Below are 18,497 nucleotides of genomic sequence, written 5' to 3'. Positions count from 1 at the left end.
AGGATCGAGCACGATCATGAGCGGTCAGGCCCGCGTTCCACAGGTGGGGCACTGTCGGCTCGGGGTCGGGGTGGTGGCAGGCCGGCGGGCGCGAACGAGGACTGTCAGGAGCAGTACGGCCGGACCGACGACCGCGACGGCGACCGCGCTCGCGGCCAGGTCCGTGAAGGTGACACCACCGTGTGCCGAGTTGAGGCTGTCAGCCAGGCCGGGCACCGTCAGGAAGCCGGCGGGGGTGAGCAGTGTGACGAGCGCCCAGCCGCCGCGGGTGTCCCCGCCCGCAGCCAAACCCGTCGCCAGCAGCGCCCCGACGACAAGCAGCAGTCCGCCGACGGAGGGCAGGAAGATCGTCATGGTGATGCCGTAGTAGCTGTCGACTGCGTCCAAGCCGACCAGCAACTCCGTCGCCACCAGCGTCAACAGTGCGGACAGCAGTGGCGTGAGCCGGATCGCCGTCGGAAGTCGGTCGGGCAGGGCGAGCCCGAGCAGGCCCAGGACCACCTGCGGCAGAAGCACGAACAGCGGTGGTCGGGGGGCGTCGAGCACAGCGGCCACCGGCGGCAGCGCCAGAGTGAGCAGGAGCGCGACGGTGATGGACAGCCGGGCGACCCGACTCGGCGCGACGGCCGTCACCACCGCCACCAGCAACCATGCCGCCCACGCGACGACACCGAGCGAGACGAAGGGGCCGACGTGCGGGACTCCCCACTCCGCGGGCGGCGGATGTTGCTCTGCCGCACCCCACACACCAGCGAGAGCGCTAGCGGTGACGAGGGACAGCAGCGCCGCGAGGCGTACCCCGGGAATCAGACCGGTGACGCCCGCGGCCCGCAGCCGCTGGCGGAGGCCGCCGCGCACCAGGTCCGCGGCGTCCGGCGGTGTGGGCCAGCGTTGGTCACTGGCGGCCAGGTCGAGGTAGGTGCCGACGATTTCGGCGCCGCGGGCGCGCCGGTACTCGGCGGGGTACGCGCGCAACAGCCGGAGGTAACGCCGTTCCAGGTCGTTCATGCCAGCCCTCCGACCGTACGCGGGGTGACGGGGCGGGCGGCGCGAGCCCGCTTGGAGAGTTGGGTGGTTGCGGCTTCGACGTTGCGACGCAGCCGCTCGGTCTCGGCGCTCAACGTGGTCTCGCCGCCGGGGGAGAGGCGGTAGTAGCGACGCAGCCGACCGTCCACCACCTCCTCCCGGTCGACCTCGACGAGGCCGGCGTCGACGAGCCGGTCGAGGGCCCCGTAGAGCGTCCCGGGGCGAAGCGACACGCGGTTGTCGGAGAGGGCGGCGACCTCGTGGATCAGCCCGTAGCCGTGCATCGGCTCGGCGGCGAGCGCGGTGAGGATCAGGAAGGTGGGTTCGCGTAGCGGTGTGTCCACCGTCGCAATATATCGGACGCGAAGGCATGGCGGGGGGTCGAAACGGGCCGGGCCGGCTCCGTTGACGCGGAGCCGGCCCGGCCGGTGGTGCGGTGACTGCTCAGCAGTCGTAGTACATGGCGAACTCGTGCGGGGTCGGGCGCAGGCGCACCGGGTCGACCTCGTTGGCGCGCTTCCAGTCGACCCAGGTGGAGATCAGGTCGGGGGTGAAGACGCCACCGTCGAGCAGGTAGTCGTGGTCGGCCTCCAGCGAGTCGAGCACTGCCGGCAGCGAGCCCGGCACCTGCTTGACGTCGCCCCACTCCTCCGGTGGGAGGTCGTAGAGGTCCTTGTCGATCGGCGTCGGCGGCTCGATCTTGCTCTTGATGCCGTCGAGGCCGGCCATCATCATGGCCGAGAAGGCCAGGTAGACGTTGGCCGACGGGTCCGGAACGCGGAACTCGACGCGCTTGGCCTTCGGGTTGCTGCCGGTCACCGGGATGCGGGTGCAGGCGGACCGGTTGCGCTGCGAGTAGACCAGGTTGACCGGCGCCTCGAAGCCCGGCACCAGGCGGCGGTACGAGTTGACCGTCGGGTTGGTGAAGGCCAGCAGCGACGGCGCGTGGTGCAGCAGACCGCCGATGTACCAGCGGGCCATGTCGGACAGACCCGCGTAGCCGGTCTCGTCGTAGAACAGCGGCTCACCGTTGAGCCAGAGGCTCTGGTGGGTGTGCATGCCGGAGCCGTTGTCACCGAAGAGCGGCTTGGGCATGAACGTCGCGGTCTTGCCGTTGGCCCACGCCTCGTTCTTCACGATGTACTTGAAGAGCTGGAGCTGGTCGGCGGCGTGCAGCAGCGTCGAGAACTTGTAGTTGATCTCGGACTGACCGGCGGTGCCCACCTCGTGGTGCGAACGCTCCACGGTGAAACCGGTGTCGACCAGCCGGCGCACGATCGAGTCCCGCAGGTCGGCGTAGTGGTCGACCGGCGGAACCGGGAAGTAGCCGCCCTTGTACGCGGTCTTGTAGCCGCGGTTGCCGCCCGGCTCCTCGCGGCCGGTGTTCCACGCGCCCTCGACCGAGTCGATGTAGTAGAACGACTGGTGCGCCGAGGTCTCGTGGCGGATCGAGTCGAAGATGTAGAACTCCGCCTCCGCGCCGAAGTACGCGGTGTCGGCGATGCCGCTCGCCGCCAGGTACGCCTCGGCCTTCTTCGCGACGTTGCGCGGGTCGCGGCTGTAGGCCTCGCGGGTGAACGGGTCGTGAATGAAGAAGTTGAGCGCGAGCGTCTTCTGCGCGCGGAACGGGTCGATGAACGCGGTGGCGACATCCGGGAGCAGGAGCATGTCCGACTCGTGGATCGCCTGGAAACCGCGGATCGACGAACCGTCGAACGCGAGGCCGTCGGTGAAGAGGTCGTCGTTGACGGACTCGACCGGCAGGTTGAAGTGCTGCATCACGCCGGGCAGGTCACAGAAACGAACGTCGACGAACTTCACGTCCTCGTTCTTGAGGTATCGCAGCAGTTCCTCGGGATTGGCGAACACACATCCTCCTGGCACGTCCACGGGGTGGCTAGGCTTCTGGCGACGCTAGGGCCGGGGGGTTGCCCGGCCGTGTCTCCGTTGTTTCTGCCGTGTTACGTCCCTCGCGGAGGGTCAGCGACGCCCGTGTCCACGCCTGCGGCCCGCCAGGAACGCCGTACCGACTGTGCCAGTGTAGTGACATCTGATGCCTTTGGCCTGAATCGGCACACAGTGGCGGCGGCACCCGGCAGACCCTCATACCGGCGCGGATACCCTTGAGCGCTGTGACCAATCCGCACCTCCCGGCAGCGCCGGCCACCGACCCCACCTTCACCGCGCCGAGCCTCGGCCGGCGGTTCGGGGCGCTGATCATCGACTGGGTGCTCTGCCTGCTGGCGTCCAACCTCTTCGCCGACCCGGTACGCGACGGCTGGGCCCCGGTGCTGGTACTGGTCCTGGTGTACGGCATCTTCCTCGGCCTGTTCGCCCAGACGCCAGGTATGTACATCACCAAGATCCGCTGCGTGAACTGGCACGACGGCGGCCGGATCGGCGTGCTCCGGGGGCTGATCCGGGGCCTGCTGCTGGCCCTGGTCGTCCCCGCGCTGATCATGGACGAGCACCGCCGGGGCCTGCACGACCGCCTCGCCGACTCGGTCATCGTCGACGCTCCCCGCGGCTGACCCGCCCCCTCAAGGTCGATCCCGGGTCGCCGCCCTGCCCAGCACTGCCTGCGTGCCGGGCGGGGTGTGCGTGCCGGGCGGGGTGCGTGCCGGGCAGGGTGTGCGTGACCGGCAGCCTGCGTGACCGGCAGGGCTCGTTCGCGGCAGGGGGTTCGGCCTGGCACGCCGAGGCGCAGGGCCAAGGTCGCCAGCGACCAGGGGAATCAAACCGGCAGCAGCCAGCCCCCGCCGCCTGCGCGCCGGGCCGGCCTGCGCGCCGGGCCGGCCTGCGCGCCAGGGCCCGCCTGTGCGGCAGGGCCCGTCGCAGCGAAGCGGGCCGCGTGAGCGACGGATCCGCGTGACTCGCAGGACCAAGACCTGCAAGATCGCACTCAATCCAGGATGTAGTGGACATCCACCGCGCACGAGGCCACTACATCAATGATCGAGATCAATGATCGAGCACGATCTTGCGCCGGCGCTGGGCCGCGCCGTGCCGGCGCTGGGCCGCGCCGCGTCGCGCTGGGCGCGCAGCGTTGGGCGCGGGGCGGGGGCAACTGGCGTGCTGGGGGCGGCCGGGCGCGATGCGGGTGTACGACGAAAGAGCCGGACCCGTACGGGTCCGGCTCTTTGCGCGTACGACTGAGGAGTCAGCGGCCCCGCGACTGGCGGAAGGCGCCTGGCGGCCGCATGTTCTTCGGGATCGCGCCCTTGGGCATCTGCGGCCGGGCGGTGAGCGCCTTGAGCCGCTTGTCCAGCGAGTTGACGTCCTTGCCGGAGAGGGCGCGGGGCAGGCGCAGCAGCGTCGTGCGGAGCTTGCGGATCGGCAGCTCGCCCTCCTCCTGCCCGATCACGTAGTCGTGCAGGGGAGCGGAGCCGATCACCTTGGACAGCCGCCGCTTCTCCTGGCCGAGCAGGCCGCGCACCCGCTGCGGGTTGCCCTCGGCCAGCAGGATCACGCCCGGACGGCCGATCACCAGGTGGACCATGTCCATCTGGGTGGTCGAGCTGACCGCCGGGGTCACCCGCCAGTCGCCGCGCATGTTCTCCATGATCTGCGCCGCCGCGCCGGGTTGCCCCTCGGCGGCGTTCATCATCGCCTTGTTGGATCGCAGGTTGAGCACGATCAGCACCGCGAGCAGGATGAACAGGATGCCCAGCGGCAGCCAGATCCAGCCCCAGAGGATGACCGCGACCACGGTGAGCGCGAGCGGGATCAGCACCGCCGCGGCGACCAACGGCGCGAACCACCGGTCCTGCTTGGCGGTGAACTGGAACACCATCCCGATCTGCTTCAGCCGCTGGCCGAACGAGACCTTCTCCTGGGGCTTTGCCATGCCGCAGAGTCTAGTGGTCGCCGCCGGCCCGGTTGATCCGCGTCCGGGTGCCCGGGCAGCTGAGTACCTTACGTCGCCGTACGCGCCCGGACGGGCCGGGTAAGGAGGCTGTGGGCGGGGAAGATGAGGCGCCGTGCCCATGCCCGGGTGGGGCCTTCGCGCGGAGAGTCGTCAGCAGAAGACGACGACGCCCGAAGGAGCCCGAGATGTTCGGCAACGACAGCGATTTCCTGCTCACCCTGCACCGTACCCACGCCGCCGAGCTGCGCGCCGACGCGGCCGCCGACCGGCTCGCCCGGTCGCTGTCACGTCCGGTAAGCCGTGGGTGGTTGGGCCGGCGCAGGCAGGCCGGTCGCACCGACGACGCCCGCCGGTGACCGCGCCCAGCGCGGCCGCCACCTCCACCGCGGTCGCCACGTTCACGGCACCTGATGGGGTGCCCGCTCGACCCGATCCGACCCCGCCGCCCGGCCACCGGCCGATCGGCGGGGTCGGCCCGGTCGCCCGCCATGGCATGCTCGAACACGTGACAGTGCGCGCCGCCAGTTCCGTCCTCGTCGGGCGTCACCGCGAGACCGCGGCCCTGCGCCACGCGCTGGGCCGGGCGCGGGCCGGGGAGCCGACCACGGTGCTGGTCGGCGGCGAGGCCGGCGTGGGCAAGACCCGGCTGCTGGAGGAGTTCGCCGGCTGGGCCACCGACGGCGCGGCCCGGGTCCTCGTCGGCCAGTGCCTGGAGCTGGGCGAGGCGGGTCTGCCGTTCGCCCCGTTCGCCGCCGCGTTGCGCGCGGTGCTGCGCGCCGACGGCCCCGAGGTCTTCGCCGGCTACGAGGCGGAGTTCGCCCCGCTCCTGCCGGAGCTGGGCCGCACCTCAGTGGCGCTGGCCGCACCGCGTGCCGCCGCACTCAGCGACGCCCCGCGCGGCTACCTGTTCGACCTGGTCGCCGAGTTGTTCCAGCGGCTGGCCGACGCTCGCCCGCTGGTCCTGATCATCGAGGACCTGCACTGGGCCGACCGCTCCACCCGCGACCTCATCGGGTTCCTCGTCCGGGCGGCGAGGCCGGGTCGGCTGTTGCTGGTCTGCACCTACCGCACCGACGAGTTGCAGCGCGGGCACCCGCTGCGGCCGTTCCTCGCCGAGCTGGACCGGGCCCGGGGTGTGGAGCGGGTCGAGCTGGGCCGCCTGGACCGCGACGGCACCGCCGCGATCCTCGCCGACCTGCTCGGCGCCGAACCGCTGGCCCGCGCCGTCGACGACGTCCACGACCGCACCCAGGGCAACCCCTTCTTCATCGAGGAACTGGCCGTCGCCGGTGACCCGATCGGCTGCGCGGCGCTCCCCGAGACGCTGCGTGACCTGCTGCTGGCCCGGGTGGACCGGCTTCCCGAGCCGGCCCAGCGGGTGTTGCGGATCGCCGCCGCCGGCGGCACCCGGTTCGCCCACGACCTGCTCGCCGAGGTCGCCGGGCTGCCCGAGGCCGAGTTGGAGGACGCGCTGCGCGCCGCCGTCGCCGCCCAACTGGTGGTGGCCGACCCGGACGGTGACTACGAGTTCCGCCACGCGCTGGTCCGCGAGGCCGTGCACGACGAGTTGCTGCCCGGTGAGCACGCCCGGCTGCACGCCCGCTTCGCCGCCGCCATCGAGGCCCAGCCGCACCTGGTCGCCGCCGGCCGGGCCCCGGCCGAGATCGCCCACCACTGGTACGCCGCGCACGACCACCCGCGTGCCCTCGTCGCCGCACGAGCCGCCGCGTGCGCCGCCGCCGACCGGTACGCGTACGCCGAGCAGCGCCGACTGCTGGAGCGGGCGCTGGAGTTGTGGGAGCTGGTGCCGGACGCCGCCGACCTGCTCGGCATGGATCACCTGGCGCTGCTGGAGCAGACCCTGGACGCGGCGGTCACCGCCGGCGACTTCAGTCGGGCTATCACCCTGACCCGGGCGGGACTGGCCGAGGTGGACGCCGACGCCGCGCCGCTGCGCGCCGCCCGCCTGCTGGACCAGCGCGGTCGACTGATGGCCCTGCTCGGCAAGAGCGACGGCAGCCGGGAGCTGGACGAGGCGTACCGGCTGGCGGCCGGTGGCCCGCCCGGCGTGGAGCGGGTTCGGCTGCTGGCCGACATCGCCACCCACCTGGTCAAGATTGACCCGAAGAAGGCGGCCCGGGTGGCAGCCGAGGCCGCCGCCGATGCCGAGGCGCTCGGAGAGCAGGTGGCCCTGCTGTCGACGCGGATCGCGCTGCTCTGCCACGGCGAGCGGGACCTCACCGGAGGGCTGGCCGAGCTGGGCCAGGCGGCGGCCGCAGCCCGTGCCGCCGGCGACGCGCCCACCCTGGTGCTCGCCATGGTCTTCGAGTCGGACATGCTCTGCGAGTTGGGCCGCTACGCCGAGTCCGCGCAGGCCGCCGAGGCCGGGGCGACCGAGGCGCGTCGGGTGGGGATCAGCCGCTCCACCGGGGCGTACCTGCTCTCCAACCGGGCCGAGGCGCTCATCGCGCTGGGCCGGTGGGACGAGGCCGAGGCGGTCTGCGCGGAGGCCGCCCGGATCGACCTGTCGGGTGTGACCGGGCTGCACTGGCTCCAGCTGGGCGCCGGGCTGCGGCTGGCCCGCGCCCATCCGGGCGCCGACGAACTGGTCGACCGGGCGCTCACCTTCCTCAACCGGCCGTACCTGTGGCCGAACCACCGGCTGCCCCTGCACGAGCTGGCGATCGAGGCGGCGCTGGCCGCTGACGACAAGGTCGAGGCGGTCCGGGCGGCCCGCGTCGCGGTGACCGACGAGAGCCTGCCGCAGCTGCCCCGCGAGGGTTGGCCGGTGCTCAGCGCCGCCGCGCGTACCGCGGCCCGGGTGGGTGACCGGGAGCTGGCCGCCGCCGTGGCGACGCTCGCCGCCGACCTGCCGGCGCGGCACCCGGCGGCCCGGGCGCACGCCGCCCAGGTCGGCGCGCTGCTCGCGGTCGGCGACCAGGCGCTGCCGGCGTGGCGCGCGGCGGTCGACGCGTGGCGGGCCGACGGGCAGCCGTACCCGCTGGGCCGGGCACTGCTCGCGCTGGCCGAGGTGACCGCCGCCGCCGGGGAACGCGACGAGACGGCGGCTGCGGTCACCGAGGCCACCGAGATCGGCCGGCGGTTGGGCGCGGCGCCGCTGGTCGAGGCGGCAACCACCCTGGCGCGGCGGGTCGGCCTGCGCGGTGCGGCCGGGGGCGGGGCCGGCGCGGACCTGCTGACCGCCCGGGAGCGGGAGGTGCTGCGGTTGGTCGCAGAGGGGCACAGCAACAGCCGGATCGCCGAGCGGTTGTTCATCTCGCCGAAGACGGCAAGCGTGCACGTCTCCCGGATCATCGCGAAGCTGGGCGTGTCCAACCGGGTGGAGGCCGCCGCCCTGGCCCACCGCCTGGGCCTGCTCACCGAGGCCGCCGCGCCGCGCTGACAGCGGCTGCGGGATCAGCGCGGCAGGTAGATGCGCCAGCCCTCGATCGTGACCAGGTCGAGGCTGCCCGGCGCGACCCGCTGCCGCTCGTCGAGCACCCCGGCCAGCGGCGAGCCGGCCGGCGCGACCCAGGCCGGCGCCGTCGCGCTGTCCACCTCCCGCCGGTACCCGGGGTAGCGGTCGAACCCGGGGCGGAGGTTGTCGTCGACGACCGCGCAGACCACCCGCTCCGCGGTGGCGAAGGTGAGCCGGTTGCAGGTCCAGTAACCGGCGCGCACGTGCCGTACGCCGAGCTGACGCAGGGTGCTCACCAACTCGGCGTGCCGGGCTTCGGCGGCCCGGGTCGCCCCGACGGTCTGCGCCGCCCGCCAGGTGGCGTGAGTGGCGGTACCCACGGTGGTGGCGAGCAGCAGCACCGCGACCGAGCGGGCCACCGTCGACCGGACGCCGTGCCGGCCGGTCGCCGCCGGTCGCAGCCCACGCCGGGCCACCGTCCACACCGGCCAGAGCAGCGCCGGCAGGGAGACGAGCAGGCAGGACAGGTAGCGGGAACTCTCCACCGGCGTGAGCCCGGCGGCGCTGCTCACGGTGTACGCCCCGAGGGTGGCCAGCGCGGCCAGCACGAGCGCCAGCCGGACCGCCGCCGCCACCCGGGGCGACACCGCGCCGGGGCCGACCTCGGCGGGGCCACTGTCGGCGGTGCGCAGGACCCGCCAGGCGGTGCCGGCGGCGACGGCCAGCAGCAGCGGCAGGACGAGTGCCCACCACAGCTGCCAGGTGGCGCACTGGCCGGGAGCGCAGAAGCCCATGCCCAGCGGCGGGCCGAGCACCAGACCGCCGTGCAGCCGGTCCGCCCAGCCCGCGCTGGCGTTCGCGCCGCTGGCCACGAGCACGGCGTGCAGCGGGTTGCGCCCGGTCAGCAGGCTGTGCAGCAGCAGCGGGGCCGCGCCCAGCACGGCCGCCACCCCGAGCAGCGCCCCGGCGGCACCCCACAGTTCCCGGCGGCGGAACGCGACGAGGACCGCCCCGGTCGCCGCGACGTACGGCAGCACGAGCGGGTCGACCCAGAGCATCAGACCGGCCAGGAACCCCCAGGTGGCCCAGCGCGCCAGCCGCCAGCACTGCCGCCCGGTGTCGGCCGACGGCCCGGGACGGTCGGTGGCCAGGTCCACGGCGAGCAGGGCCAGCGCCGCCGCGGCCACGTTCATCTCGGGGTAGCCGCCGCCGGCGATCAGCTGGTTCTTGACGATCCGGTCGGAGCCGAGGGCCAGCAGCACGACCATCAGCAGCCCGAACCACCGGTCCCCGGTCAGCCGCAGCGTCAACCGCCAGGCCAGCAGCAGGAACAGCGCGTACAGGGCCAGCGTGGGCAACCGCAGCCCGAGCAGCGACGGCCCACCGGCCACGGCGAACACCGGCGCGGCCAGGTACGCCTCCAGCGTGCCCATGTACTGCTGGCCGTAGAACCAGATCGGGAAACCCTCGCCCCGGGCGATGTGCAGCGCGGCCAGCCCCATGGTGGCCTCGTCGCTGTTCGTCGGCGGCGCGGCCTGCCGCAGCAGCCAGAGCCGGTAACCCACGCCGGCGAGCACTGCCAACCCGGTGAGCCAACCGACCAGGCTGGCACGTGCGCCGGGACGCGGGCGGGGCGCGCCCGCGCCGCGCGGCTGCTCGCGTACGCCGACGGTCATCACAGGATCATGACACCCGGACGTCGAACGGCCGCGCGGCGTTGCCGGCGGAGTCAGCTGACGGTGACGACCGAGGCGGCGGCGCGGGCGTCGATGGCCTGCTGGTACAGCCGGCCGGCCCGGTACGACGAACGCACCAGCGGCCCGCTCATCACCCCGGCGAAGCCGATCTCCTCGGCCTCCTCCCGCAGCTCCACGAACTCCTCCGGCTTGACCCAGCGGGTCACCGGGTGGTGGCGGGGGGAGGGGCGCAGGTACTGGGTGATGGTGATCAGCTCGCAGCCGGCCTCGTGCAGGTCACGCAGCGCCTGCGAGACCTCGGCCCGCTCCTCGCCCATGCCCAGGATGAGGTTGCTCTTGGTGACCAGGCCGTCGGCGCGGGCCTGCCGGATCACGTCCAGCGAACGGTCGTAGCGGAACGCCGGGCGGATGCGCTTGAAGATGCGCGGCACGGTCTCCACGTTGTGCGCCAACACCTCCGGGCGGGAGCCGAAAACCTCGGCCAACTGCTCGGGGACGGCGTTGAAGTCGGGGATCAGCAGCTCGACGCCGCAACCCGGCTGCAGGGCGTGGATCTGCCGGACGGTCTCGGCGTACAGCCACGCGCCGCCGTCGGGCAGGTCGTCGCGGGCGACACCGGTGATGGTGGCGTAGCGCAGCCCCATCGAGACCACCGACTCGGCGACCCGGCGCGGCTCGTCGGCGTCGAACTCGGCCGGCTTTCCGGTGTCGATCTGGCAGAAGTCGCAGCGCCGGGTGCACTGGTCACCACCGATGAGGAAGGTGGCCTCCCGGTCTTCCCAACACTCGTAGATGTTGGGGCAGCCGGCCTCCTGGCAGACGGTGTGCAGCCCCTCGCGCGAGACGAGCCCGCGCAGCTGGGTGTACTCCGGGCCCATCTTGGCCTTGACCTTGATCCATGGCGGTTTGCGCTCGATCGGCGTCTCGGCGTTGCGCGCCTCGATCCGCAGCAGACGCCGCCCCTCGGGGGCCGCCGTTGCGGTGCGCGCTGCCTGGCCGGTCGTCGGCGCGGAGTGCTCGATCGTCACGAAAACGAGCCTACGCCCGACGGCAGGTGTCTATGTGCGTCAGGCGACCGGCGTCACGCCCCAAACCTTGTGACGCCGGACACCGGGGTGTCGAAAATGTGCGTCACACGAGCGGGATTCGGCTGCTACGGTCACCGCCAACAGCGATGACGGAGCCAAGTAGCGTCCCGACCCCGCCAGTGCAGAGAGCCGCCGGTGCTGAGAGGCGGTCTGGCGCCGGGGCGCGAAGACCCTCCCGAGCTGCGGGCAGAACGGCGAAACGCCTAGTAGAGCTCGCCCGGCTGGCCCCGGTCATCAGGCGACGAACGAGGCCTCCGCTTCGGCGGGGGTGAAGGTGTGGTGGCACCGCGAGGTTCCCGCTCGCCCACACCTGCCTGGGGCTGATGCGACGCATCGCTTCCCCCGGGCGGCGACGGCGTCGCGATCGACCGAGGAGCAGCGCGCCATGCAACGAACCCTGTCCCATCACCTGCCCGCCAGCATCGGCACGACAGTGCGGATCGCCGGCTGGGTGCACCGCCGCCGACTGCTCAAGTCGGTGGCCTTCCTGATCGTGCGGGACGCCGCCGGCCTGGCCCAGGTGGTCGTCACCGACCCGGCCGTCCGCGCCGAACTGGAGAAACTCACCGAGGAGACGGTCGTCGAGGTCACCGCCACGGCCACCGCGAACGGCACCGCGCCCGCCGGGGTCGAGCTGACCGACCCGACGGTACGTCCGCTGGGGCCGCCCGCCGCGCCGCCACCGTTCGACCTGTACCGGCCGGCGCTCACCGCGAGCCTGCCCACCCAGCTGGACCACGCGCCCACCGCGCTGCGGCACCCCACCCGCTCGGCCGCGCTGCGGATCTCGGCGGCCGCGGTGGCCGGGTTCCGGACCGCGCTCGACGCCCGCGACTTCGTGGAGATCCACACGCCGAAGGTGGTCAGCTCCAGCACCGAGAGCGGCGCGAACGTGTTCGCGCTGGACTGGTTCGGCCGGCCCGCGTACCTGGCCCAGTCGCCGCAGTTCTACAAGCAGCTCATGGTCGGCGTCTTCGAACGTGTCTACGAGGTGGGGCCGGTCTTCCGGGCCGAGCCGCACGACACCGTCCGGCACCTCGCGCAGTACACGTCGCTCGACGCGGAGCTGGGCTTCGTTGCCGACCACTCCGACGTGATGCGGGTGCTGCGCGACACACTGGCCGGCATGTTGGGCGCGGTGGACGAGCGGGCCGGCGGGGCCCTGGCGACGCTCGGCGTCACCGCGCCGCAGGTGCCGGCGGAGATCCCGGCGGTGCACTTCACCGAGGCGTTGGCGATCGCCGGCGCGCCCGCCGACGAGCCGGACCTCGCGCCCGCCCACGAACGGGCGCTGGGCGAGTGGGCCCGCCGCGAACACGGGTCGGACTTCCTCTACGTCACCGGCTACCCGATGGCGAAGCGGCCCTTCTACACCCACCCGGACCCGGAGCGGCCCGCGTACTCGAACGGTTTTGACCTGCTCTTTCGGGGTCTGGAACTGGTCACCGGCGGGCAGCGGCTGCACCGGCACGCCGACTACCTGGCGGCGTTGGCGGCCCGGGGTGAGCCGGTCGAGCCGTACGCCGGCTATCTGGACGCGTTCCGGCACGGCATGCCGCCGCACGGCGGCTTCGCCATCGGCCTGGAACGGTTCGTGGCCCGGCTGGTCGGCGCGGCCAACATCCGGGAGGTCACCGCGTTCCCGCGTGACCTGCACCGCCTGACTCCGTAGGGCTGCCCTGCCGGCCCATCCGATCGGGTGGGCCGGCAGCGGGGCTCAGGCGGGGCCGAGCAGGTCCCAGAGGTTGCCGGCGATGTCGCGGAAGACAGCGACCTTGCCGTACGGCTCGGTGCGCGGCGGCTTGACGAACTCGACGTGCATCTCGACCATCCGGCGGTACGTGGCGTCGAAGTCGTCGACCTGGAGGAAGAACCCGACCCGGCCGTGGGTCTGGTCGCCCACCGCGGCCTCCTGCCGCTCGCCGTCGGCGCGGGCCAGCAGCAACCCGGTGCCGCCGCCCGGCGGGCGGACCACCACCCAGCGCTTCGGCCGCCCGTCGTTGGTCAGCGACGGGGAGTCCTCGGCCAACTCGAAGCCGAGTGCCCCGGTGAAGAAGGCGATGGCCGGGTCGTACTCGGTGACGACAACGGTGACGAGGTCGATCTGCATTGGCCCGAGGATAGGCCGACCCTCGGTCACCCCGGCGCGCGGCCGGGCCTGCTCAGAGCGTGACGAGGGTGGAGAGCCGACGCTCGACCACCGGGAGCACGTCGGCGACGCTGATCGGGCGGCCCAGCTCGGCGGTGAGCGAGGTGACGCCGGCGTCCCGGATGCCGCACGGCACGATCCGGTCGAAGTACGTCAGGTCGCAGTCACAGTTGATCGAGAAGCCGTGCAGGGTGACGCCCCGGGCCACCCGGATGCCGATGGCGGCCACCTTGCGGGCCGGCCCCCGGTCGTCGGCGGGCACCCAGACCCCGCTGCGCCCCTCGACCCGGCCGGCGCTCAGCCCGAACTCGGCGCACACGTCGATGAGCAGCTCTTCGGTCCGGCGCACGTAGGCCACCACGTCCACCGGGTCGGGCAGGCGCAGGATCGGGTAACCGACGAGCTGCCCCGGCCCATGCCAGGTGATCTTGCCGCCGCGGTCCACGTCGACGACCGGAGTGCCGTCCATCGGCCGGTCCCACGGTTCGGTGCGCTTGCCGGCGGTGTAGACGCTGGGGTGCTCCAGCAGCAGCACGGTGTCGCCGCGCTCGCCAGCCACCACCGACTCGTGCAGGCGTCGCTGCTCGTCCCAGGCGGCCTGGTAGTCGAGCAGGCCGGCACGAACGGCCGTCAGGCCGGGGGTCGTCGTTGTCACGGCATCAAGCCTAGTCCCGCCATGGGCGATCTTCCCTGGTGAGCCGCCTCACCGGCGAAGATCACCACGGGGGTCGGGGGCTACCGGTCAGCCGGTGGGATCCGCCAGAGCCAGACGTCGTCGACCCGCTGCGGTTCGCCGAACAGGGCGGTGGCGGTACGCCGCAGAGCCTCCTCGTCCACCTCGAACTTCGCGCCGTGCACCTGGTCGGCGAGCACCACCGTCTCGATGCGCCAGTGCCGCAGGTCCGACTGGACCTCCCGGATCGACCCGTCGGTGATGATGGGAACCAGCCCGGTCCGGCCGGCCTGGTCCATCAAGGCGCTCAGGGTGCGCGGCACCGGACCGATCCGGCCCCGCCCGTCCGGCCCGCCGGGGCCGAGGAAGAAGCCGCCCGGAATGGCGAACTCGCCCTGCCGGTGCGACAACGCGTACGCCTGCCACCGCTGGCCGTCCGGGTAGATGTCCACGGTCAGCGGCAGCGGGGTCAGCACCCCGTCGGGTGACACGTACTCCCGCCAGGTGCCGGAGGTGATGAACTCCGGGATCGGCTCCCGCTCGTCGGTCAGCAGCGGGGTGGGCAGCAGCGGCGCCAGGGCCACCACGAAACCGACCAGCCAGGCCAGCTCCGTGGAGCGGTGCCGCAGTGGTGCGGCGCGCAACTGGTCGATCGTGTACGCCAGCAACAGCCCCACCACCGGCGCGACCACCAGCGCCAGCCGGGCCGGTAGCGCGGCATTCACCACCGGCAGTTGTCCGAGCAGGTCGAACGGCATGGGGAGGTCGGTGCGTCGGCCGTCGATCTTGGCGACCGGACCGAAGGAGAGCACCGTGAAGATCAGGGCGACGACGCCCAGCGCCCAGAGGGTGGCCCGGCGGTGCGCGTCGGCCCGACGCCAGAGCGCGATGAAGCAGACCACTGTGAGCACCAGCAGCGGGATGCCGAAGAACGAGTTCTCCTCGGTCGGGTTGGGTGCCAGCGAGGTGCCCAACCCGACCTCGCCGGCCAGCGAGCGGCGCGGGAAGGCGGCGAACGCCGCGATGTCCTCGGAGTGGATCACCGGGTCGAAGCCGGTGCCGTGGAACCGTTGTGGCCCGGCGAAGTGCAACCACAGCGGGTACGACAACAGCACCCCGGCGACCACCGCGGTCACCCCGAGCCCGCGCAGAAAATTGGGCAGTGCGGCGCGCGCCTCGGCCCGGTTGGCCGGGTGCAGCGCCCAGATGGCGACGAACACGCCCAGCGCCAGCGCGGTGAAGAAGAGCCCTTCGGCGGCGATCGAGAAGGCCACCGCGACCAGCACGCCGAGGATCACCCCGTCGCGGAGCCAGTGCCCCGGGCGGCGCAGCGCGAACAGCCGCCAGATCAGCAGCGGCACCAGCCAACCGGCGGTCCAGTTCAGGTGCGCGTTGGCGTGCGACACCATGCCGGGGGAGTAGGCGATGAACAGCGCGCCCACCCCGGCGGCCAGGTGGCTGCGGACCAGGTGCCGCGACAGCAGCCAGTACCAGGCCAACGCCGTGGCGAGCAGGTTCAGGGTGAGGATCACCAGGAACGTGGCCGGCGGCCCGATGAGGTACGTGAGCGGGGCGAAGACCACCGCGTACACGGTGACCGTCGTGTTGACCGCGAGGTTCACGCCGTCCGGGACGTTGATCAGGTAGGTGAAGAGCGGGTTCTCCCCGTGGGTGACCGCGTGCCCGCCGAAGGCGAGCAGCCACTCGAACAGCGCCTGGTCGCTGGAGTTGACGGTGATGGTCCGCACGTTCGGGTCCCGCCACAGCCCACTGGTCACCCAGACGGCGAGCGCGAGCGCCACCAGCACGACGATCAGGTCGGCCCGGCGGTTCCGGACTGCGCGCGGCGGTGACGCGGGTGCGGGCCCGGTGGCCAGCGACGGGGAGGACGGCACGCAGCGGACGTTACCAACCGGACCTGGACGGGCCGGTCAGACCTGCAAGGACGGGACCGTTGGGGACGGATTAGGTCCGCCTCGTCGATGGTTCGGCGTACACAGCGTCCGTCGTGAATGTGTGAGTGTGCGCCATGTCATGGCGGCGACACACCGTCGTAACGTCTCGGCAACTCGACCGTGACCCAGTTCACAGTCCGCCCCCTCAGGAGGCCGCCGTGCGCCGCTCCTCGTCCATCCTCACCCGGCTGCTCGGTGCGGTCGCCGGGGTCGCCCTCGCCGCCGCGGGCGTGGTCGCCATCGCCGCACCCGCCCAGGCCGCAACCCTCACCCAGGTCACCGGTTTCGGCTCCAACCCCGGCAACCTCGCCATGTACGCCTACCGGCCGGACAACCTGCCGGCCAACTCCCCGGCCGTCGTCCTGCTGCACGGGTGCGTCCAGAACGCCTCCGGCTACTTCGCCAACTCCGGCTGGCAGAAGTACGCCGACCAGTGGAAGTTCGCCCTGATCGTCGCCCAGCAGCCGTCCGGCAACAACGCCAACTCCTGCTTCAACTTCTTCGAGGCGGGCGACACCACCCGAGGCCAGGGCGAGGCGCTGTCGATCAAGCAGATGGTCGACCACGCCAAGGCGAACTTCGGAGTGAACGGCTCCCGGGTGTACGTCAGCGGGCTCTCCGCGGGCGGGGCGATGAGCGCGGTCATGCTCGCCACCTACCCGGACGTCTTCGCCGCCGGGTCGATCATCGCGGGTATCCCGTACCGCTGCGCCACCAGCATGGTCAACGCGTTCAGCTGCATGAACCCGGGTGCGGACAAGACCCCGGCCGCCTGGGGCGACCTGGTCCGTGGCGCGTACTCCGGCTACACCGGCCCGCGCCCCCGGGTGGCGATCTGGCACGGCACCTCGGACACCACCGTCACCCCGCTCAACGGCACCGAGTCCCGCGACCAGTGGACCAACGTCCGGGGCGTGTCGCAGACCCCGACCAGCACCTCGTCGCTGCCCGGCAACACCAGCCTCGAGGTGTACGGCAACGACGACGTGCGGCTCTACCGGATCTCCGGGATGGGCCACGGCACCCCGGTCGACCCGGGCTCCGCAGCCGAACAGTGCGGCACCGCCACCGCGTACTTCCTGGACACCATCTGCTCGACGTACCGTGACGCGCTCTTCTTCGGTCTGAACGGTGGCGGCACCAACCCGACCCCGACCCCGACCCCGACGGCCACCCCCACCCCCACGCCGACCCCGACCGTTACCCCGACCCCCACGCCGACCACCGCGCCGGTCTGCGTGACGGCCAGCAACTACGCGCACGTGACGGCCGGTCGGGCGTACCAGTCCGGCGGCTACGCCTACGCCAACGGCTCCAACCAGCGGATGGGCCTCTACAACACCTTCTACACCACCGCCCTCAAGCAAACCGCCCCCAACCACTGGGTGATCGGCTGCTGACCCCCCACCCCCACCCCCACCCCTGCCCCTGTTGATCAAGAGGTTTGCGTCATCCGGAAGCCGGAATCTGACGCAATCCTCTTGATCAACGGGGGCGTCAGCGTGGGATCAGGTCAGCCGGGCCAGGACCGGCGCGAGAGGCTCCAGCGCGGCCTCGCGAACCACGAACCGGGTCACCCCCCAGCGCCGTTCATGCTCCGCGACCGCCGTGATGATCTCGTCCACCGTGCCGATCAGCACGAACGGAGTGGTCAACAGCTCGGCGACGGTCATGCCGTTGCGCCGGGCCTGTTCCGCGGCGGCAGCCTCCGCGTCGTCGGTGACCATCACCGTCTGCACCAGCGCCTCCAGCGCCGGCGGGTCGGCCCGGCCGGCTGCGCCGTCGGCCACGCAGGCCAGCTGCGCCTCGATCTGGTTGGTCCGCCAGCGAGCCTCATGCTGGTGGCCGTCGGCGAGGGTACGTCCGAACCCGGTCAGCCCGACCACGTCGGCGTGCGCGCCGGCCCACCGCAGCAGGGCCGAGTTCGCCGTACCCATCGTGAGCGGGATCCGTTCCTGCACCGGCCGGGGTTCGCGCAGCACCGCCTCGCGCATCGTCAGCTCGGCCGTGTCGACGGTGACCGGGGCGCCGTCGAGCAGGGCGCGGACCGCCTCGGCGACGGCCACGCAACGACGGACCCGCCCGGCCACGTCGGGGCGTTCCCGGCCCACGGCGCGCCACTCCGCCGGGGTGTGACCGGCGCCGACACCGAGCCGGGCCCGTCCACCGGAGATCAGATCGAGGGTGGCCACGTCGGCCGCGAGCAGCATCGGTTCCCGTACGCCGAGGTTTGACACGTACGAGCCGAGCCCGATCGTCGAGGTGACCGGGGCGGCAGCGGCCAGCGCCACGAACGGTGACGTCACGTCGCCAGGGTGGTCGGCGGCGAGCAGGGCGTCGAAGCCGGCGGTCTCGGCCCGGCGGGCCAGCTCGGCCCAGCTCGCCGCGTCGGTCGGGGTGGCCTGGAGGGAGAAAGTCGCCATCGGTCCAGCTTCGGCCCACGCCGGCCCCCTGACCGCCGATTTCTGCCGAGGGCCGAACCACCCAGGGTGGGGCCGGGCGAAGCCCCACCCCCCCCGCCCCTGTTGATCAAGAGGTTTGCGTCATCCGGAAGCCGAAATCTGACGCAACCCTCTTGATCAACGCAAATGGTGGTGGGTGGGTGGGTGGGTGGGGGTTAGGG

The 18,497-nt window shown here is 72.6% G+C and carries 15 protein-coding genes; 5 read left to right on the top strand and 10 right to left on the bottom strand.

All coding sequences use genetic code 11. The annotated features are described in order from the left end of the window. Positions 1-24: 24 nt before the first annotated feature. The 3 genes from IF22_RS0108360 to glnA form a co-directional block, all read right to left on the bottom strand. Entirely contained in the window at positions 25-1,008 is a 984-nt protein-coding gene (locus tag IF22_RS0108360; protein ID WP_030330091.1) for a hypothetical protein, read from the bottom strand. Beyond that, positions 1,005-1,370, bottom strand: a complete 366-nt coding sequence (locus IF22_RS0108355) for a PadR family transcriptional regulator (protein ID WP_030330089.1) — start codon at positions 1,368-1,370, stop codon at positions 1,005-1,007. Before IF22_RS0108355 ends, IF22_RS0108360 begins: the two co-directional genes overlap by 4 nt. A gap of 100 nt (positions 1,371-1,470) precedes the next feature. Then, positions 1,471-2,895 carry a type I glutamate--ammonia ligase gene (gene glnA, locus IF22_RS0108350; RefSeq protein ID WP_030330087.1) on the bottom strand — a complete coding sequence of 475 codons (1,425 nt, stop codon included), beginning with the start codon at positions 2,893-2,895 and terminating at the stop codon, positions 1,471-1,473. Between the two features lie 263 nt (positions 2,896-3,158). Between glnA and IF22_RS0108345 the strand changes: the two genes are divergently transcribed. Next, positions 3,159-3,557, top strand: a complete 399-nt coding sequence (locus tag IF22_RS0108345; RefSeq protein WP_030330085.1) for an RDD family protein — start codon at positions 3,159-3,161, stop codon at positions 3,555-3,557. Positions 3,558-4,186: 629 nt separating this feature from the next. Here the strand turns inward: IF22_RS0108345 and IF22_RS0108340 are convergent. Continuing rightward, complete coding sequence (locus tag IF22_RS0108340) at positions 4,187-4,873, bottom strand: DUF4191 domain-containing protein (RefSeq protein ID WP_030330083.1); 687 nt, start codon at positions 4,871-4,873, stop codon at positions 4,187-4,189. Positions 4,874-5,079: 206 nt separating this feature from the next. Here IF22_RS0108340 and IF22_RS35335 point away from each other — a divergent pair, with 206 nt between their 5' ends. Both IF22_RS35335 and IF22_RS0108330 read left to right on the top strand, forming a co-directional pair. Continuing rightward, positions 5,080-5,250, top strand: coding sequence for a hypothetical protein (locus IF22_RS35335; protein WP_167337283.1), 171 nt, complete (start codon positions 5,080-5,082; stop codon positions 5,248-5,250). After that, positions 5,247-8,297, top strand: a complete 3,051-nt coding sequence (locus IF22_RS0108330; protein ID WP_245233568.1) for a helix-turn-helix transcriptional regulator — start codon at positions 5,247-5,249, stop codon at positions 8,295-8,297. Before IF22_RS35335 ends, IF22_RS0108330 begins: the two co-directional genes overlap by 4 nt. Positions 8,298-8,311: 14 nt before the next feature. Here the strand turns inward: IF22_RS0108330 and IF22_RS0108325 are convergent, their stop codons facing one another. Together IF22_RS0108325 and lipA are read right to left on the bottom strand one after the other, a co-directional pair. Further along, positions 8,312-9,988, bottom strand: coding sequence for a hypothetical protein (locus IF22_RS0108325; RefSeq protein WP_030330079.1), 1,677 nt, complete (start codon positions 9,986-9,988; stop codon positions 8,312-8,314). Positions 9,989-10,041: 53 nt separating this feature from the next. Then, complete coding sequence (gene lipA / locus IF22_RS0108320) at positions 10,042-11,037, bottom strand: lipoyl synthase (RefSeq protein ID WP_081883748.1); 996 nt, start codon at positions 11,035-11,037, stop codon at positions 10,042-10,044. 445 nt (positions 11,038-11,482) lie between these two features. On the opposite strand from lipA, the gene aspS reads away from it, so the two are divergent. Then, positions 11,483-12,769 (top strand): aspartate--tRNA(Asn) ligase, encoded by a 1,287-nt coding sequence (gene aspS, locus IF22_RS0108315; protein ID WP_030330075.1) that lies wholly within the window; start codon positions 11,483-11,485, stop codon positions 12,767-12,769. Positions 12,770-12,814: 45 nt separating this feature from the next. On the opposite strand, the gene IF22_RS0108310 is transcribed toward aspS, so the two are convergent. The 3 genes from IF22_RS0108310 to IF22_RS0108300 all read right to left on the bottom strand — a co-directional run bounded on the left by IF22_RS0108310 (position 12,815) and on the right by IF22_RS0108300 (position 15,814). Beyond that, positions 12,815-13,207 (bottom strand): VOC family protein, encoded by a 393-nt coding sequence (locus IF22_RS0108310; protein ID WP_030330073.1) that lies wholly within the window; start codon positions 13,205-13,207, stop codon positions 12,815-12,817. A 52-nt stretch (positions 13,208-13,259) separates the two neighbouring features. After that, positions 13,260-13,901: a lipoyl(octanoyl) transferase LipB gene (lipB, locus tag IF22_RS0108305; RefSeq protein ID WP_030330071.1), complete on the bottom strand. Its 642-nt coding sequence runs from the start codon at positions 13,899-13,901 to the stop codon at positions 13,260-13,262. 80 nt (positions 13,902-13,981) lie between these two features. Further along, positions 13,982-15,814: a DUF6311 domain-containing protein gene (locus tag IF22_RS0108300; protein WP_030330068.1), complete on the bottom strand. Its 1,833-nt coding sequence runs from the start codon at positions 15,812-15,814 to the stop codon at positions 13,982-13,984. Between the two features lie 218 nt (positions 15,815-16,032). Here IF22_RS0108300 and IF22_RS0108295 point away from each other — a divergent pair, with 218 nt between their 5' ends. Next, entirely contained in the window at positions 16,033-17,274 is a 1,242-nt protein-coding gene (locus IF22_RS0108295) for an extracellular catalytic domain type 1 short-chain-length polyhydroxyalkanoate depolymerase (RefSeq protein ID WP_030330066.1), read from the top strand. Between the two features lie 108 nt (positions 17,275-17,382). Here the strand turns inward: IF22_RS0108295 and IF22_RS0108290 are convergent, their stop codons facing one another. Beyond that, entirely contained in the window at positions 17,383-18,297 is a 915-nt protein-coding gene (locus tag IF22_RS0108290) for an LLM class flavin-dependent oxidoreductase (protein ID WP_030330064.1), read from the bottom strand. Positions 18,298-18,497: the final 200 nt, after the last annotated feature.

It is taken from the genome of Micromonospora parva, assembly GCF_000718515.1.
GTDB classification, from domain to species: domain Bacteria; phylum Actinomycetota; class Actinomycetes; order Mycobacteriales; family Micromonosporaceae; genus Micromonospora; species Micromonospora parva.
This window is presented reverse-complemented; position numbering and strand designations above follow the sequence as displayed.

Excerpts from the sequence above, each read along its gene's own strand:
- IF22_RS0108360 (WP_030330091.1), bottom strand. The coding sequence starts at position 1,008 with ATGAACGACCTGGAACGGCGTTACCTCCGGCTGTTGCGCGCGTACCCC.
- IF22_RS0108340 (WP_030330083.1), bottom strand. The coding sequence starts at position 4,873 with ATGGCAAAGCCCCAGGAGAAGGTCTCGTTCGGCCAGCGGCTGAAGCAG.
- IF22_RS35335 (WP_167337283.1), top strand. The coding sequence starts at position 5,080 with ATGTTCGGCAACGACAGCGATTTCCTGCTCACCCTGCACCGTACCCAC.
- IF22_RS0108325 (WP_030330079.1), bottom strand. The coding sequence starts at position 9,988 with ATGACCGTCGGCGTACGCGAGCAGCCGCGCGGCGCGGGCGCGCCCCGC.
- aspS (WP_030330075.1), top strand. The coding sequence starts at position 11,483 with ATGCAACGAACCCTGTCCCATCACCTGCCCGCCAGCATCGGCACGACA.
- IF22_RS0108310 (WP_030330073.1), bottom strand. The coding sequence starts at position 13,207 with ATGCAGATCGACCTCGTCACCGTTGTCGTCACCGAGTACGACCCGGCC.
- IF22_RS0108290 (WP_030330064.1), bottom strand. The coding sequence starts at position 18,297 with ATGGCGACTTTCTCCCTCCAGGCCACCCCGACCGACGCGGCGAGCTGG.